The sequence below is a fragment of the Flavobacteriales bacterium genome (assembly GCA_016716605.1).
In the GTDB taxonomy this organism is placed as follows: domain Bacteria; phylum Bacteroidota; class Bacteroidia; order Flavobacteriales_F; family PHOS-HE28; genus PHOS-HE28.
On the sequence record JADJWA010000001.1, the window covers coordinates 2,704,956 to 2,721,946 of the forward strand.

Annotated in this window: 12 protein-coding genes and 1 pseudogene; 7 read left to right on the forward strand and 6 right to left on the reverse strand. The window is 62.8% G+C overall.

Going from position 1 to position 16,991, the window contains the following annotated elements:
* Positions 1-4: 4 nt before the first annotated feature.
* The 6 genes and pseudogenes from IPM12_10885 to clpB all read right to left on the reverse strand — a co-directional run bounded on the left by IPM12_10885 (position 5) and on the right by clpB (position 4,779).
* Positions 5-246, reverse strand: a pseudogene (locus tag IPM12_10885) (cell filamentation protein Fic).
* Between the two features lie 32 nt (positions 247-278).
* Positions 279-512 carry a hypothetical protein gene (locus tag IPM12_10890; protein ID MBK9148304.1) on the reverse strand — a complete coding sequence of 78 codons (234 nt, stop codon included), beginning with the start codon at positions 510-512 and terminating at the stop codon, positions 279-281.
* A 104-nt stretch (positions 513-616) separates the two neighbouring features.
* Positions 617-916 carry a hypothetical protein gene (locus tag IPM12_10895; protein ID MBK9148305.1) on the reverse strand — a complete coding sequence of 100 codons (300 nt, stop codon included), beginning with the start codon at positions 914-916 and terminating at the stop codon, positions 617-619.
* 24 nt (positions 917-940) lie between these two features.
* Positions 941-1,345: a hypothetical protein gene (locus IPM12_10900; protein MBK9148306.1), complete on the reverse strand. Its 405-nt coding sequence runs from the start codon at positions 1,343-1,345 to the stop codon at positions 941-943.
* A 122-nt stretch (positions 1,346-1,467) separates the two neighbouring features.
* The gene (locus tag IPM12_10905) at positions 1,468-1,908 is read right to left on the reverse strand and encodes a hypothetical protein (GenBank protein ID MBK9148307.1); all 441 of its coding nucleotides are present in this window, start codon (positions 1,906-1,908) and stop codon (positions 1,468-1,470) included.
* Positions 1,909-2,136: 228 nt separating this feature from the next.
* A complete protein-coding gene (gene clpB, locus IPM12_10910) occupies positions 2,137-4,779 on the reverse strand; it encodes an ATP-dependent chaperone ClpB (protein MBK9148308.1) in 2,643 nt (880 codons plus the stop codon).
* Positions 4,780-5,000: 221 nt separating this feature from the next.
* Between clpB and IPM12_10915 the strand changes: the two genes are divergently transcribed.
* From IPM12_10915 to IPM12_10945, 7 genes are all read left to right on the forward strand, one after another.
* Positions 5,001-5,204, forward strand: coding sequence for a hypothetical protein (locus tag IPM12_10915; protein MBK9148309.1), 204 nt, complete (start codon positions 5,001-5,003; stop codon positions 5,202-5,204).
* A 78-nt stretch (positions 5,205-5,282) separates the two neighbouring features.
* A complete protein-coding gene (locus IPM12_10920; protein MBK9148310.1) occupies positions 5,283-10,286 on the forward strand; it encodes a gliding motility-associated C-terminal domain-containing protein in 5,004 nt (1,667 codons plus the stop codon).
* A 20-nt stretch (positions 10,287-10,306) separates the two neighbouring features.
* On the forward strand, positions 10,307-10,870 hold the full coding sequence (locus IPM12_10925) for an RNA polymerase sigma-70 factor (protein MBK9148311.1): 564 nt from the start codon (positions 10,307-10,309) through the stop codon (positions 10,868-10,870).
* 36 nt (positions 10,871-10,906) lie between these two features.
* Positions 10,907-11,956, forward strand: coding sequence for a FecR domain-containing protein (locus IPM12_10930; GenBank protein MBK9148312.1), 1,050 nt, complete (start codon positions 10,907-10,909; stop codon positions 11,954-11,956).
* Positions 11,940-14,036, forward strand: coding sequence for a hypothetical protein (locus IPM12_10935; protein ID MBK9148313.1), 2,097 nt, complete (start codon positions 11,940-11,942; stop codon positions 14,034-14,036). Before IPM12_10930 ends, IPM12_10935 begins: the two co-directional genes overlap by 17 nt.
* A 127-nt stretch (positions 14,037-14,163) precedes the next feature.
* A complete protein-coding gene (locus IPM12_10940; protein MBK9148314.1) occupies positions 14,164-16,488 on the forward strand; it encodes a TonB-dependent receptor in 2,325 nt (774 codons plus the stop codon).
* 79 nt (positions 16,489-16,567) lie between these two features.
* Positions 16,568-16,987: a hypothetical protein gene (locus tag IPM12_10945; GenBank protein ID MBK9148315.1), complete on the forward strand. Its 420-nt coding sequence runs from the start codon at positions 16,568-16,570 to the stop codon at positions 16,985-16,987.
* Positions 16,988-16,991: the final 4 nt, after the last annotated feature.

Sequence of the window (16,991 nt, forward strand, 5' to 3'; positions counted from 1 at the left end):
CCACCAGGCGCTTCTTGCCATCCGGCGCGAGTAGTTTCAACTGGATAGTGGCACTTACCGCTTCGCTATCCTCCTGCTTCAGTTTGGCCTTGAGGTATTTCCAATAGTTGCGTTCTTCTTGTAGTCGTCCTGGTCGGTCAGCACGGCCACGATGTCCAGCACCGAGAACCACCACATGGCCTGCTCTTCTTCCCACACGGCGCCCAACTCGCGATCGTCGAAGAAGCGGATGGGGATTCGGCTCATGGGTTTAGTGGCAGGAGTTTGCTCGAACCGTGCTAACCACCGCGCAGGATGTGCGCTGCCAGTCGTTCGCGGATCAGTCTCAAGGTTTCCGATTCGACCGAACCGATGCGACCCTCGATCCACCCGGTGGGCAGCACATGTGCATGCCCGATCCGGATGACCCCGGGGAAACCGAGACGCGCTGTGGCGAACGAAGGATGCGCTTGATCGATGACGATTTCAAGGTCTGGTACGGCAAGGCCGATGCTGCCGCTGATCCCGACCACGAGGAAGTCACCGAAAGGTGGGAATGACGCGACCAGCACAGCTGGACGAGGCTTGTTCAAGCCATCGCTTTGCGGCAGCGCCACACGAACAACATCCCCGGCTCTCACTTGCCGTATTCCGGATTGGGCTCGAGCAAGGTGATGCCGCTGATGTCCGGCTCACTGTCACTGTAGGCCCGCGAAAGCCCCATGGCGCCGATGCGCTGCCAGAATTCGCGGTCGGCATCATGCGCCTCATCTTGGATGCGTGCAGCGATGGCTTGGCGCTCCTCGTTGGTGAGTGGCTCCGCTTTGGTCGTGCCTTGTAGCAGCTTCTTGAAGCCCCAGAGCGCCTTCAAGAGGCCCTGGTCCTCCAGTTTGCTGATCCACGCAATGAGCTCGTGCCTGATGCTATCCCCATGCATGATGAATCAAAGATAGGCGTGGGTCTATACCTCCACCTTGCTCTTCTTCGTCTTCCCGTTCTTCTCCTTCTCCCCAACTGGTTTCCTCAACACGATCTTCCCGTCGAACACATCGATCACCTGCTCCACGCCGGGCTCCAGGGTGCCCGCGATGATCTGGCGGCTCATTTCGTTCAGAAGCTCTTTCTGGATCAAGCGCTTCACCGGACGCGCACCGAATTGCGGGTCGAAGCCGGCTGAGCCGATGTGCTCGATCAGCTCTTCGCTCGGGATGAGCTGGTAGCCTTTCTCTTCGAGCTTGGCGAGCAACTGGTGCAGCTGAAGCTTCACGATCTCGCGCACGTCGCCCTGGCTGAGCGGGCGGAACATGATCAGCTCGTCCACGCGGTTGAAGAATGTGGGCAGCGTGGTTTTGCGAAAGAGGTGCATCGCTGCTGTGGAGGAGCGGGTGGCCGGGATGACCATTCGTTGTTCATGGATCCATTGAGCATTCAAAAGGAAAGCCTCCGGGATGGAGGCTTTCCTTTTGAACCGGTCAAGTGTTCCAGCGCTCAGCGTCGGCGTGCGATATCCCGCTCGGACTCCATGATGAGGCTCCGGTATTCCGCCCAGATGGCCTTCATCTCGTCCTCGTTGCCAAAGTGCTCGATCGCGGCTTTGCGCCATTTGATGTTGTTCGGGCTTGTGTCCCAGTCCATATCCGCGATGCCGCCTTCCATGCGCCACACGACCATCATGTCCCACTCGCCGGTGGCCATGAGCACTTGGAGTTCGGGTGCAGGTGTGCCGGCTTTTGCAGTCACCTTTTGGAATTCATCGATGATCTCCATGGCACGTCCCATCTTGCCGGAATGGAACTTGACCATGACCACACTACGCCATTGCGGGTCATCCAGCTTCTTGGGTTCCGCGGTCTCCTGTGCCAGTAGCGGAGTGGTCAGGAAGAGTGTGAGCAGTACACCAAAGGCCCAACGGGTCTGGAACTTGTTCATGATAACGGGAGTTTGGGTGGTAAGATAACAGGAACGCACCATGCATCGTTTGATCACGGATGCCTAGTGTATCACAATGGTATAAAAAATACACGGTCCGGGTCACGCGAGGATCGATCGAATAACGTGATCCATGCAAAGCAGTGATGGCGTTGCGAGGAAGGGTCACCGTGCTCTGTGCAAAGCAGGCTGCGGCGGTTGATGCGATAGGGGACACGCCCCACTCACTTACACTTCCGCTTTCGACCTCTTCGCCTTCCCATTGCTCTCCTTCTCATCAATCGGCTTCCTTAATACGATCTTCCCGTCGAACACATCCATCACCATCGGTTTTCCCGTTTCCAGCGTGCCGGCGATGATCTGCTTGCTGAGCTCGTTCAGCAGTTCCTTCTGGATCATGCGCTTGATCGGGCGCGCGCCGAACTGCGGGTCGAAGCCCTGGGTGCTGATGTGGGCGATGAGCTCCTCGCTGGGGATGAGGTGGATGTCCTTTTCCTCCAGCTTCTGAAGGAGCATGTGCAGTTGCAACTTCACGATCTCCCTCACATCCCCCTGGCTCAGCGGGCGGAACATGATCAGCTCATCGACGCGGTTGAGGAACTCGGGGCGCACGGTCTTGCGCAGCAGGTCCATCACTTCTCGTTGGGTCTTCTCGATCACCTCTTCAAGGTTCTTACGCTCGAGGCCCTCGAAGTTCTCCTGAATGATGTGCGAGCCGATGTTGCTCGTCATGATCACGATGGTGTTCTTGAAGTTCACCACCCGGCCCTTGTTGTCGGTGAGGCGGCCATCGTCGAGCACCTGCAGCAGGATGTTCCACACGTCGGGGTGGGCCTTCTCGATCTCGTCCAGCAGCACCACGCTGTAGGGCTTGCGGCGCACGGCCTCGGTGAGTTGGCCGCCCTCGTCGTAGCCCACGTAGCCGGGGGGCGCACCTACGAGCCGTGAAACGCTGTGGCGCTCCTGGTACTCGCTCATGTCGATGCGCGTCATGGCGTGCTCGTCGTTGAAGAGGATCTCGCTGAGCGCTTTCGCCAGTTCGGTCTTACCGACACCCGTGGTGCCGAGGAAGATGAAGGAACCGATAGGGCGTTTCTCATCGCCCATGCCGGCACGGTTGCGGCGCACGGCATCGGCCACGGCGCGCACGGCTTCGTTTTGACCGATCACGCGCTTGTGTAGTTCGTCCTCCAATTTCAGGAGCTTGGTACGTTCGGCTTCGAGCATGCGCGTGACGGGTACTCCGGTCCAGCGGCTCACCACGGCGGCGATCTCTTCCACGTCCACTTCCTCCTTGATCAATTTGCTGTCGGCCTGCATCAGGAGTAATTCGTCCTTGGCGGCGAGTAGTTCCTTCTCGGTCTCCTGGATGCGGCCATAGCGGATCTCCGCCACCTTGCCGAAGTCGCCCTCGCGCTCGTACTGCGCGGCCTGGTGCTTCAGGTCCTCGATCTGGTCCTTGGCGCTGTTGATGCGCTCCACCAACGCGCGCTCGCTTTCCCAGCGGGCTTTGAATCCATCGCGCTGGCCGCTGAGTTCCGCGAGTTCCTTGTTCAGCTCGGCGAGCTTGGCCTCGTCGTTCTCGCGCTTGATGGCCTCGCGTTCGATCTCCAACTGCATGATGCGGCGGTCGATCTCATCGAGCTCCTCGGGCTTGGAGTTGATCTCCATGCGCAGCTTGCTGGCGGCCTCGTCGATCAGGTCGATGGCCTTGTCCGGCAGGAAACGATCGGCGATGTAGCGCGTGCTCAGTTCCACGGCGGCGATGATCGCGGCGTCCTTGATCAGCACCTTGTGGTGGCTTTCGTACTTCTCCTTCAGGCCTCGCAGGATGGAGATGGCGTCCTCGCGGTTGGGTTCGTCCACCATCACTTTTTGGAAGCGGCGTTCCAGGGCCTTGTCCTTCTCGAAATACTTCTGGTATTCGTTGAGCGTGGTGGCGCCGATGCTGCGCAGTTCGCCACGTGCGAGGGCGGGCTTCAGGATGTTCGCGGCGTCCATGGCGCCCTCGCCACCGCCCGCACCAACAAGCGTGTGTATCTCGTCGATGAAGAGGATGATGCTGCCCTCGGCGCTGATCACCTCTTTCACCACGGCTTTCAAACGCTCCTCGAACTCGCCTTTGTACTTGGCGCCCGCGATGAGCGCGGAGATGTCCAGGCTGTACACCTGCTTGCCTTTGAGGTCCTCGGGGATGTCGCCGCTGACGATGCGCTGCGCGATGCCCTCGGCGATGGCGGTCTTGCCCACGCCGGGCTCACCGATCAGGATCGGGTTGTTCTTGGTGCGGCGGCTGAGAATCTGCAGCACGCGACGAATCTCCTCGTCGCGGCCGATGACCGGATCGAGCTTGTTGTCCTTGGCGAGCTGGTTGAGGTTCTTGGCGTACTTGTTCAACGCGTTGTAGGTCTCCTCCTGGCTCTGGCTGGTCACCTTGCTGCCCTTGCGCAGGTCCTTGATGGCCGCGATCAGGTCCTTCTTCGTGACGCCATTGTCCTTGAGCAGTTGGCTCACGGTATCGCCGCTGTCGAGGATGCCGATGAGCATGTGCTCCACGCTGGCGAACTCATCGCCGAACTCTTTCAGCGCGGCGAGGGCCTTGGTGAGCGCATCGCTGCTGTAGCGTGACAGCGAGATCTGTCCGCCGCTCACTTTCGGATAGCCCTGAACGATGCGGTCGAGCGCCTGCGTCATGGCGCCCACGTTCACGTTGAGCTTCTTCAGCAGGAAAGGCGACACGTCGGGGTCCACCTCCAGGATGCCCTTGAGCAGGTGGCCGTTCTCGAGCATCTGCTGGCCGTATCCGGTGGCGATGGTCTGCGCCTGTTGGATGGCCTGCTGGGAGCGGATGGTGAATTTGTTGAGGTCCATGGTTGAGGTCTTGTTTTCGTAGTTGGTCACCGCGAGCACGTCCTCCGGAGGAGGGCGATGCGAAGCGGTCTTGCGTTCCTGTTGGAGACTCTCCGCCTATCAATGCTTGCACCGCCGCACGATAACGGCGCTTCTGGCAGGTGAAGTTCGTGCGTTGCGCCAGAACGTCCAGGAGTTCAGGAGTTGACTGAAGGAATGACCGATGGACTATCCTTGCCCGCATGAATGCCGCCGGCCCTTGGATGCCGCCCTTCGAGGTGCCCGATGATCCGAAGCGCCGCTGCTTGCTCCAGGTGCGGCACTTCAAGACCTCGGAGCTGCGGCTCTTCCTGGCGAAGTATGCGCGCAGCCATTGGGTATTCCCCGATCGCAGCTGGTTGAGCAATGAATGGGAAGTGCTGCGCTGGGCCTATGTGAATGAGTGAGGCGGCCGATTGCCGATAGCCTCGCTCAGAGCAGGCAGCAATTAGCGTCCTTCGGGTATCTTCACCCTGCGGATGCCGATGTCCAAGTCACTGACCCTCCTTGTGCTGACCAAGCTGGTGCTCGCTGCATTGAGCGTTGTTGGCCAGGACCATTGGGCGCGCCGCGTGGGAGCCTGGAGCAACGATGCCTTCAGCGATGTTGCGGTCGACCTTGATGGCAATCTGTATGTGGCAGGCGAGTTCGGCGGCAACATCAACCTGGCAGGCGCCACGCTCATCAGCAACGGGAGCCTCGATGCCGTGGTGGCGAAGTACAGCGCCGATGGATCCTTGCTCTGGGCGCAGAGCTTCGGAGGCGCTGGCCTCGACCGTGCGATCAAGCTGGAGCTCACCGCCGATGGCCACCTCGCCGTGGTAGGGCAGTTCATGGGAGCGGTGGATTTCGGCGGATCGGGCCTGGTCTCGCAGAACGGCACGCAGGATTGCTTCGTGCTGAAGCTCGCACAGAGCGATGGCGCAGTGATCTGGGCGCGCGGCGGTGGAAGTCCCGATGGCGTGGACCAGCCGAATGGCGTGAGCGTAGGCCCCGATGGCAGCATTGCGATGGCCGGCGAGTTCCGTGGCGCGGCGTTATTCGATCAAGGCAGCCTCACCAGCGCCACGGACCCGGACACCGGACTGCCGAGCGTGGACATCTTCCTGGCCTACTATGCGGGGGATGGCACGCCGCTCTGGATCGTGCATGGCGCCGCCGAGTTCGCGGACCGCGGCATGGACGTGGAGCACGATGCGGACGGCAACGTGTACCTCACCGGCCAGTTCACCGATACGCTGACGCTGGCGGGCAACGTGCATGAGAACGCCATGTTCAGCGCGGTCTTCCTCGCGCGATTCAGCCCGTCGGGTGAGGAGGAATGGTTCCGTGCATTCGGTGGCGGCACCTACAACCAGGTGTTCGAGATGCAGTTGGTGGCCGACAGTTACCTGATGCTCGTGGGCGACGTGCAAGGCACGGTGATCTTCCTCGATTCGCAGCCCGACCTTTTCACGCCGGTTGAGCCGCGCAGCTCCTTTCTCCTGAAGGTGGGCCTCGATGGCGAGTTCATCGCGCAGACCACCTGGGGCAGCCAGTATGCCCTGAACACGCGGGCGCTCTCCGTGCAGGATGAGGATGTGGCCGTGTTCGGCCGCTTCACGTGCCAGCTCACCGGCTTCATCAGCCCGTACGGTGAGAGCAGCTTCCTTTCCTCCGGCATCTGGGACCTGTACATCGCGCGCTTCCAGACCAGCGACCTCGACTTCAAGCAGGCCCAGCAGTTCGCAGGCATCGGGGAGAAGGTGCCCGGCGGCATCGTTCACGCTGGCGATGGGGAGCCGGTCTTCGCGGGGTCCTTCGAGCATGTGCTGAGCCTCCCCTCGGATGGCCTTTTCTCCATCTGGCCCATCGCAGGCGGCGAATCGGCCGGGGCGCCACCGGGCTATTGCACCGATGCCAATTATCCGAATTACAGTTTCCTGCGCGGCTCAGCGCTCAAGGACGGCTTCATCGCGCGCGCCTACCTCGATGGACGCGAGCCGCACGATCCGTATGAGCGCAGCGGCACCGATTGCGACCGCAGCTTCAGGCTGCCCGTGATCCGCAGGGGTGAGCAGGGCGAGTTGGGCCCGGATTCGATCCATGCATGCGTTCAGGCGACGCTCAAGGCGCACACCTTCACCGCCTTCGATCCCGATACCTCGGTGAGGCACAACGCGCCGGATTACCGCTTCCTCTGGAGCACGGGCGCCACCACGCACGAGATCGTCACCTCGGTCAGCGGCTGGTACTGGGTCGATGTGAGCATCGGGCTGCAGTGCTACACCTGGCGCGATTCGGTGCATATCAGCGTGGAGCCCAATCCGCCCAAGCCCTTGATCAGCGACGATGTGGTGGTGAACGCCGAAGCCTTCGACGCGATGCCCATCGAAGTGTGCGAGCCGCAGCAGCCCTGGCTCTGGGCCACCGGGCTGGAGCCGGGCAATACGGTGCAATGGATCCTGCAGGGCGGCGTGCTCTCCGATTCCGATTCGGCGCAGGCCGTGGCCAGCGGGCTCTATGTGGTGATCGCCACTTCGCCCAACGGCTGCCAACGATTCGCTTCGGTGAGCGTAGTGATCAATCCCGTGGGGCCCTTGCCGCCCTTCGATATCGATCTGATCTCCAATTACCCGCAGGACATCGACCAGAACGATACGATCAGCATGTGCCCCGGAGTGTCCCTGCTGCTGCTGGTGGAGGCGCAACTCACGCTGAACGGACAACCGTCGGGCCTCACCTACGGCGTGAAGCCGTTCTATCGGTGCACCCAGCCCGGGGCTTGGACGCCGACCGTGAACGATCTGCTGGGCTTCAACTGCAACTACACGGTGCAGGGCGAAGGATGGTACGTGAACGAATTCGGGTTCATGCTCACCAACGCGCCCTGCGGAGAGGATACCCTGTTCGTGACCGGCATCGATAGCGTGTATGTGATCCCGTACGAGAGCACCGAGCCGGTGATCGATGTCTCGCCCGGCGCCCTCATCTGCCCGGGCGATACCCTCGCGATCACGGGAAGCTGCGCGAATTGCACCACCACCGCATGGACCGGGCTCGGAATCGTGGCCCTCAGCGGCGATACCGCCTGGGTGGTGATGGCTGGCGATTACTACTACACGGGCAGCACCATCTCCCCGCAAGGGTGCATCGGCTTCGGCCAGACCAGCGTGGCCGTGTCCTGGAATCCGCTCCCGCCGCTCTTCGTGGATCCGCTCGACGGCATCATCTGCCCCGATGATTCGGCGCTCATCTGGACCGATGCGCCCGGCAGCGATTGGCAATGGTTCGGCCCGCTGGGTCCGCTCAGCCAGTACAACGACAGCATCCACACCTCGCAGCAGGGCTTCTATTACCTGGAGATGACCGATACGCTCGGCTGCCGCGTCACCAGCAACCCGATCCTGGTCACCGATTACGCAACACCCTTCCTGAACGTGATCCCGGACAATGTGATCTGCGAGCCCGGCGAGACCAGCACCCTTCAAGTGGTCACCACCAGTGAGTCCACCCTGCAGTGGTGGGCGCCTTTCGCGGGCAGCACCGCCACCCAACAGACCGTGACGCAGCCCGGTATCTACACCTGCGAGGTGAACGCATGCGGGATCACCACGGTGCTCAGCGTCGAGATCTACGGCAACACGGCAAGCGCGGACCTGGTGGTGCCCGGCCCCTTCACCCTCTGTCCCGGCGATGAGGTCGCCTTGATGGCCACCGGCGGCAACGCCATTTACTACTGGGAGCCCGGGCTCATCTTCAGCCAGTCCATCACGGTGGATACCGCCGGCACCTTCCTGCTGGTGGTGGCCGATCCCAACGGCTGCCGCGATTCATTGTACACCACGGTCGAGGTGCTGCCGGAATTCGATGCGCTCGCACTGGTTGACACGGCTTTCTGCGCCGGTGATCCCATGATCGCCGCAGTGAGCGGTGTCCCGCAGATCACGTGGTACGCCGACGCGGCACAGACGCAAGTGATCGGCGCGGGCAACACGCTCAACCTGGGTACCGCGCAACAGGGCATGACCGTGTGGGTGGAGCAGATCGTGGGGCAATGCGGAAGCGGATTGATTCAAGTGAACCTGATCGTGAGCGAGCCACCGGATGTCCCGGTGATCATCGGACCGTTCAGCGGCTGCGTGGGCGACAGCGTCAGCATCGCTCCGGTGAATCCGGGAGCCATGCTCTATTCGTGGACCACTCCGACGGGCACTGTGGCCGGGAATCCGCTCGTGATCGATCCGGTCACCTTCGCTGCGGATGGCGAGTACACCGTGTGGGCGGTCAATCCCGGCTGTGCGCCAACGAGCGCTTCTTTCGTGTTCACCGTGAATGCGGCGGGCACGCTCTTCATCGGCGACGACACCTTGATCTGCCCGGGCGGCACCGCCTCCTTCACCGTTCCTGCGGGCTTTGCGTCACCAAGCTGGTCCGATGGATCCTCCCAAACGACCTTCAACACCGGTTCCCCTGGCGAGGTGATCCTGATCGCCTCCGACGCCACCGGCTGCTTTGCCAGCGATACCGCGCTCGTCTCGGTCTTCGCATTCACCGATCCGCTCACCGTGACCGGCGCCACCATCTGCCTGGGGCAGGATGCGTTGCTCCTCGCCAACGGTTCGGGAACGATCTCCTGGTTCGCTGATGGATCGTTGATGCAGCTGGTGCATGCCGGGAATTCCTGGTCGATCGCGCAGCCAGCGGACAGCGCCATCTTCTATGTGCAGCAGGTCGAAGGTGATTGCAGCGGGGCCATCGTGCCTGTAGCGCTGAATGTGGTGCCCGTTCCGAACGATGCGGTGCTGAATGCGCCCGACCCGGTCTGCCTGGGCGCGCCGTTCGGGCTGTGGCTCACGGGCACGGGCGATCCCTCGGGCATTTGGCTTACGCCTTTGGGCGACTACACCGGTCCCGCCTACGAGGTGGCATCTGCTACTGGGGCAAGCGCTGGGATGTACACCGTGGTGCCCTTCCTGGGCGCCTGCGCTGGTGACACGCTTTCGATCACCATCGAGGTGCTCGCTCCACAACCGCCATCACTAGCCGATACCACGCTGTGCGAAGGCGGCAGCATCGTGCTGGGCATCCCATCGGCATATAGCACGGTGATCTGGAGCGATGGAACCGAGGGGAATAGCATCACGGTGTTCACCGCGGGCACCTGGTCGCTGAGCGCCTTCGATGCGCAAGGATGCGCGGTCACAGCTGCGGCGGTGATCGACCTCGTGCATTGCGATCCAATGATCCCCAATGTGATCACCCCCAACGGCGACGGCTGGAACGATGGCTTCAGGTTGCCCTCGGGCGGCTATGTGAGCGCACAGCTGCGCGTGTGGAACCGTTGGGGGCAGTTGGTCTGGGAGGGCGATGCCACCAGCGGCGCCTTCCGCGGCGAGCACCGCAATGGAGAGCCCCTGAGCGAAGGCACCTACTATTACGAGTTGCTGCTCACGCGCGCCAACGGTGCGGTGAAGCCCTACACCGGCCACCTGACCCTTCAACGCTAGCACTTCTACTTTCGGCGCCGATGCACGCCGAATTCGCGCCCATCGCCGCAAGCGACCGCACGGCCTTCGAGGCCCTGTTCCGCCTGCACTACCGCGCGCTCTGCGCATTCGCCAGCGGCTACCTGAAGGATGCTGACAAGGCCGAGGACCTCGTGCAGGACCTCTTCTTCCGCCTCTGGCTCGACCGCGAGAAGGTGCAGGTGACCACCAGCGTGAAGGCCTACCTCTATGCATCGGTGCGCAACCGCTGCCTCAATGCCATGAAGTCCGGCGCCAAGCTGCGCGCGTTGAACGAAGACGTGGACGATCGCTTGGAGGAGTTGGAGCGCACCGAGGATGAGCACACTGAGCGGATCGCGCGCGTGCAGGCCGCGATCGAATCGTTGCCGGAAGAGCGGAGGAAGGTCTTCAAGCTGAGCCGCTACGAAGGCCTGAAGTACCACGAGATCGCCGCGCGGATGGGCATCTCCGTGAAGACCGTGGAGAACCAGATGGGCAGCGCGCTGAAGACCCTGCGCAGCGAACTGAAGGACCTGGTGCCTCTGCTGCCCTGGCTGTTCTTGCTGAGCGATGGGGGCGGATAGGGGTATTCGTAGGCACGGTTGTCACACTACGGGAACGTGGATCAGAACAGCATCGATAGCAACCTGTTGGCGCGGTACGTGGCCGGTGAGGCCAATGCGCTTCAGCGGGCTCAAGTGGAGGCTTGGGTGCGAATGGACGCGGGGAACGCGCAGGAGCTCGATCGCTGGCAGCGCATCTGGTCGTACAGCGTGGCGGGCTTTGAGGCTCAGGCTGCGGAAGAGCGGGCATGGGCGCAGGGCGCTGAGGCCGAGCGTCGTGCCTGGGCTATTGGAGCGGAGGCCGAAGCTCAGGCCCGGCTCATGGAAGACCTCGCCTGGGCCAAGGTGCAGGGCCACATCGCTGAAGCTGAAGGACAAGGGCGCGTGATTCCATTGAACAGGGTCCGCTGGCAGCGCTGGGCAGCGGCAGCAGCGATCGTGGGCGGTGTCCTCCTCGCCGCGCGCTGGTTCATTCAGCCGAGGGCCGATCATTATGCATCCGCCGGCGAGGTACTGGAAGCGAGGCTGAAGGATAGCAGCTCCGTGACCCTTTCGCCCGCTTCCTCCATCGAGGCGCGCATGGGCCGGACGCGTGCCATCAACCTGGAAGGCGAGGCTTACTTCGATGTGCGGCGCGATGAAGCCCGCCCCTTCGTGATTGCCGCCGGTGATGTGCAGGTCACGGTGCTGGGCACGGCGTTCACCGTGTCGGCGTACGATACGGCGGACATCGTGGAGGTGCGCGTGCGCAGCGGCCGCGTGCATGTGGAAGCGGGCATGGACACGCTCACGCTCAGCGCCGGCCAGCACGCGCGGTACCGGAAGTCGCGGCACGTGCTCGAGCGCGCCCCGGCGCCGCCCGCAGAGGTCTGGGGCTGGCGCATCATCCACTTCGATCGCGCCCCGCTCGATGAGGTCGCCCGTCAATTGGAGCGCATCTACAAGGTGGACGTCGTCTTCACCAATCCCCGTCTCGCGCGCTGCACGCTCACCGCCGAGTTCGACGATGAGCCCATCGAGGCCATCCTCGGCGTGATCGCCGACACCTTCAGCCTAACGCTCACCCGCAACGGTAACAGCTATGCACTTGATGGAGAAGGGTGCTGAGCGCTTCGCGCTGATCGTGTGCCTTTCGCTCGGAGCGTGGGCCGCCAACGCCCAAGGCATCCTCGAGCGCCGCATCACCGTGCATGCCGAGAACGCGCGATTGGGCAATGTGCTCACGCTGATCGCGAAGGATGGCGCTTTCCGCATGAGCTACAACGCCGCTGCCGTTCCGGCTGATAGCGCGGTGAGCCTGCACGCAGCTGATTGGACCGTGCAACGCGCCCTGCGCACCGTTCTGCCGAAGGGCCTGCCGTGGAAGGAGAGCGGCAATCACCTCATCATCACCGCAGCGCCCGGCCGAAAGCAGCGCTTCGAGATCGAGGGCGCGATCAGCGATGGAACGAACGGCGTTCCTGTTCCCGGTGCAACGGTATTCGAGCTGCGCAAGAGCAACGCGGTGGCCACCGACGCGAAGGGCGCTTTCCGCATCGCGCTCAGCGGCGAGTTGGAGCGCACGCCCTTGCTCATCGCCCGCAGCGGATACCAGGATACCGTGGTCTTCGTGGAACGCGGAGAGGCGATGCGCATCGCGCTTCGACCGATCCCGCCCATCGAGCGCATCGATCCCATCTGCGCGTGGGACCGTTGCGGCGTGGAGGACCTCGGCACGGCACGGCTGCTCGTGCCCGCTTCGCGCATGCAGTTAGCGGAGAACCTCGGCTACGCGGAGCGAAGGGCGATCCAGCTCTCGCTGGTGCCGGGCGTGAGCACCAATGGTCCGATTGCCGGGGCGGTGGTGAATGAAGTCTCCGTGAACATCCTTGCGGGCTACGCGCGCGGGCTCGACGGCCTGGAGATCGGTGGCGGGGCCAACGTGCTCAGCCACGACATGAAAGGCGCGCAGGTTGCGGGCATCGGCAATCTCGTGGGCGGCACGGTGCGCGGTCTGCAGTTGGCGGGCGGCGTGAACCACAGCATGCGCGCCATGAAGGGCATGCAGGTGGCGGGCATCAGCAACACGGTCTGGGATACGCTGATCGGCGTGCAGGTGGCCGGCGGGGTGAACGTGGTGAAGCGCGGCATGGCGGGCACCCAGGTGAGCGGTGCGGCCAACGTGGCCATCGGCGATCTCGATGGCGTCCAGGTGAGCGGTGGATTGAATGCCGCTACGGGCGTGGTGAACAAGGCGCAAGTGAGCGGTGCGATCAACTACGCCAAAGCCGTGAAAGGCGGCCAAGTGAGCGGCGGCGTGAACGTCTCTTTGGGCGAGGTGGGCGGAGGGCAGGTCGGTTTCGGTGCCAACTACGCGGGAAGCGTCACGGGCGGCCAGGTGACATTCGGGGCCAATGTGGCGCCGGGCGCGGTGAGCGGTGGGCAGGTGGGCTTCGGCTTGAATTACGCAGGCCATGTCACCGGTGGTCAATTCAGCTTCGGCGCCAACGTGGTGCCCGGTTCGGTGTCGAAGGGGCAGGTGGGCTTCGGATTGAATTACGCTGGAAATGCGGAAGGCGGTCAGTTCTCCTTCGGACTGAACGTGGTGCCCGGCACGGTCCGAGGCGGCCAGGTGGGCGCGCTCAATTTCGGCCGACGAGTATTCGGAGGGCAGGTGGGATTCATCAACCTCAGCGATTCGCTCAGCGGCGGAGCGGTGGGCCTGTTCTCGTTTTCCCTGAAAGGCTATCACCGCATCGATGCAGTCAGCGGTGACGTGATCCCGCTGAGCGTGCAATTCCGCACCGGCACCCGGGTCTTCCACAACATCCTGGGCTATTCACCCCCGGTTGACAGCACCGAGCGTTGGGGCTTCCTCTATGGCTTCGGATTCGAGCCACGCTTCGGGAAGCACCTTTTCGCCAACATCGACCTCACGGCGGAGCAGATCGTGGAGCAGCGCGAATGGGTGGACGCCGTGAACATCCTCGGGCGTTTCAGCATCGCGCCCGGCGTGCTCATCAAGGACCGCATCGCCATCAGCGCCGGACCGTTAGCGAACCTCTTCGTGAGCGATTGGCGCGACGCCTTCACCGGGCTGTATAGGAGCGCGATTCCGCCGTCGGAGTTGTCCTACTCCCACCAGGAGGATGAGTTGCGCTTGAGCGGTTGGCTGGGGTGGAAGGCGAGCGTGGGGGTGCGGTTCTGAGGTGGAACCGGGATCACCGCCGCATTTTTTGATGGATCCGGATAGGGGTATCGAAGGCGTTCCCTGTCACAGGGGAAACAACAGCAGATTCCCCATGCATTCCGCCAGCCTTCGTGCAGCATTCGTCATGATGCTCATTGCCCTTGCCGGCCATCTCATGGCGCAGGTGCAGACCCAATCCGTGCGCGGCACCATCGTCGATGCCGACACCCGCCAGCCCTTGATCGGCGCCACCGTGATCCTGATCGGCAGCGACCCGCTGATCGGCGCCACCACCGACCTCGATGGCCGCTTCATGCTTGAGAAGGTCCCCGCAGGGCGCATCGCCCTTCAGGTGCGCATGCTCGGCTACGAGGAGCAGACACTCGCCAACCTCTTGGTGAACTCAGCCAAGGAACTGGTGCTCGATGTGCGCCTGCAGGAGTCGCTCGTGAAGCTTGAGGAGGTGGAGGTCAGTGGGAAGAAGGGCCACGGCGAAGTGCGCAACGACATGGCCGTGATGAGCGCGCGCAAGATCAGCGTGGAAGAGACCTCGCGCATCGCCGGAGGCATCAACGATCCTGCGCGCATGGTCACCGTTTTCCCCGGCGTATCGGGCGACCCCACGGGCAACAACACCATCATCGTGCGCGGCAACTCGCCCAAGGGCGTGCTCTGGCGCCTCGAAGGCATGGAGATCCCCAACCCCAACCACTTCGCCGACGATGGCACCACGGGCGGCCCCATCAACGTGCTCAACAGCGATGTGGTGGACAACAGCGATTTCTACACCGGCGCTTTCGCAGCCGAGTACGGCAACGTCACCAGCGCGGTCTTCGACATGAAGTTGCGCGACGGCAATGACCGCAAGCGGGAGTACACATTGAAGGCCGGCGTGCTCGGCACCGACCTCACCGCCGAAGGACCGGTTCCCGGTGTGCAGGGCGGCAGTTATCTGGCGAACTACCGTTACAGCACGCTATCGCTGCTCGATCAAGCCGGCATCGTCGATTACCAGGGTGTCCCGAAGTACACCGATGCCGCCTTCAAGCTCAAGCTCCCCACGGCCAAGGCCGGCACCTTCTCGCTCTTCGGCATCGGGGGGCGCAGCAGCATCGACCAGAAGGAGGAGAGCGAATTGGGCGATACGCTCTTCGCAACGGCCCAGTATGGGTCGCGCATGGGCGTCGCCGGCATCACGCATACGCTGCTGCTGGGAAGCAACAACTTCCTGTACACCACCGCCAGCCTCAGCGGCAACGGCAGCGGCGTGGACTACTTCGAATCGCCAGCGCCCGGCGAATCGCCGCTGGTGATGCGGCATGAGACCGACTTCGCCCGGACGACCTTGCGCGCTTCGACCACGCTCAATACGCGCATCAATGCCAGCCACAAGCTGCGCACCGGGGTCATCTTCTCGCTCGACCGCTTCCGGATGTACGCCAATACCTTCGATCGCGCCGATAGCGTGATGAAAGTGAACCTGGACCAGCGGGGCGAGGCGACGACCGTGCAGGCCTTCACCAGCTGGAAGTGGCGCTGGAACGAGCAGTGGAGCCTCACCAGCGGAGTCCACTTCCTGCATTATGCGCTCAATGGAGCCAGCAGCGTGGAACCGCGCGCCGCGCTCCGTTACCAGCGCACGCCTGCCCGTGCCTTCACCTTTGGCGCAGGCCTGCACAGCAAGACAGAGAGCCTGATGAACCATCTGGTGCGCACCACTGATGCCGAAGGCCGCACCGTGCAGCGCAACCGGGGCCTGGGCCTCAGCCGCGCGGCGCATGTGGTGCTCGGCTATGAGCAGCTCATCACGGAGGATGTGCAGTTCAAAGCCGAAGCTTACCATCAGTACCTCTATAGCCAACCCGTGGAGGATGCGGCAGGCAGCGCGTTCTGGCTCGGCAATACGCAGGAGTGGTACACCGACAAGCCGTTGGTGAGCAAGGGCATCGGCTATAATGCGGGCGTGGAGATCAGCATCGAGAAGTTCTTCACGCGCGGCTGGCATGCCTTGGCCACGCTCTCGGTATTCGAGTCGCGCTACCGCGCGGCTGATGGCACCTGGTACAACGCGCGCTTCGGCTTGGGCGCGGTGGCCAATGCGCTCGCAGGCAAGGAATGGAAGGTGGGCAAGGCCGATAAGGATAAGGTGCTCACCACCGGAGCACGCTACAGCGTGCAGGGTGGGCAATGGCAAACACCGCTTGATGCTGAAGCGAGCATCGCCGCTGGCTATGAGTTGGAGAGCACGGCGCTCATGAGCTTCAAGGGCGATCCCATCCACAAGCTCGATCTGGTGCTGGCATACCGCGTGGGCCGCGCCAAGGTGAGCCACGAGTTCAAGGCCGATGTGCAGAACGTGCTCAACGCGCAGACCGTGGTGTACTCCTACTACAACAGCAGCATCAAGCGGATTGAAGGCGCCTCGCAATTGGCCATCCTGCCCGTGATGGGGTACACGCTGCGGTTCTGAGTCGGAGAGGCACAAGGGGCTGGGGCGGCGTGGCTGTTGCGGGCTCGACTACCTTGCCCCTCCGGTAACGGATCAAGCCATGACCATCGAGCCCCAGGAGCATCACGCCAGCATCGCCACCTTGATCGTGGCCGCCCCCCAGTTGCTGGAGATCCACTACCACGAAGGCATCGTCTTCGACCTGAAGAGTGTGGCGGAAGTGCAGATGCTGCGGCGCAAGGTCATGGGCACGCGCGCTTATGCGACCCTCACGGTCATCCCGGAGGATGTCGATTACCGGATGGAGGCGATGCATGTGGATCAGGGCAAAGCGGACCGCACGGAGAGCCAGGTCCTGGCCAGCGCCGTGGTCGCGAAGGCCAGCATGATCGAGATGATGACGAAGCTCTATTTCTCCTACTTCCCGCAATTGCAGCGGATACTCGTGACCGATGATGAGGCCGAGGCGCGCACCTGGCTCGCAGCGCAATTGAAGGAGATCGCGCTCACGGGGAGCTGATCGC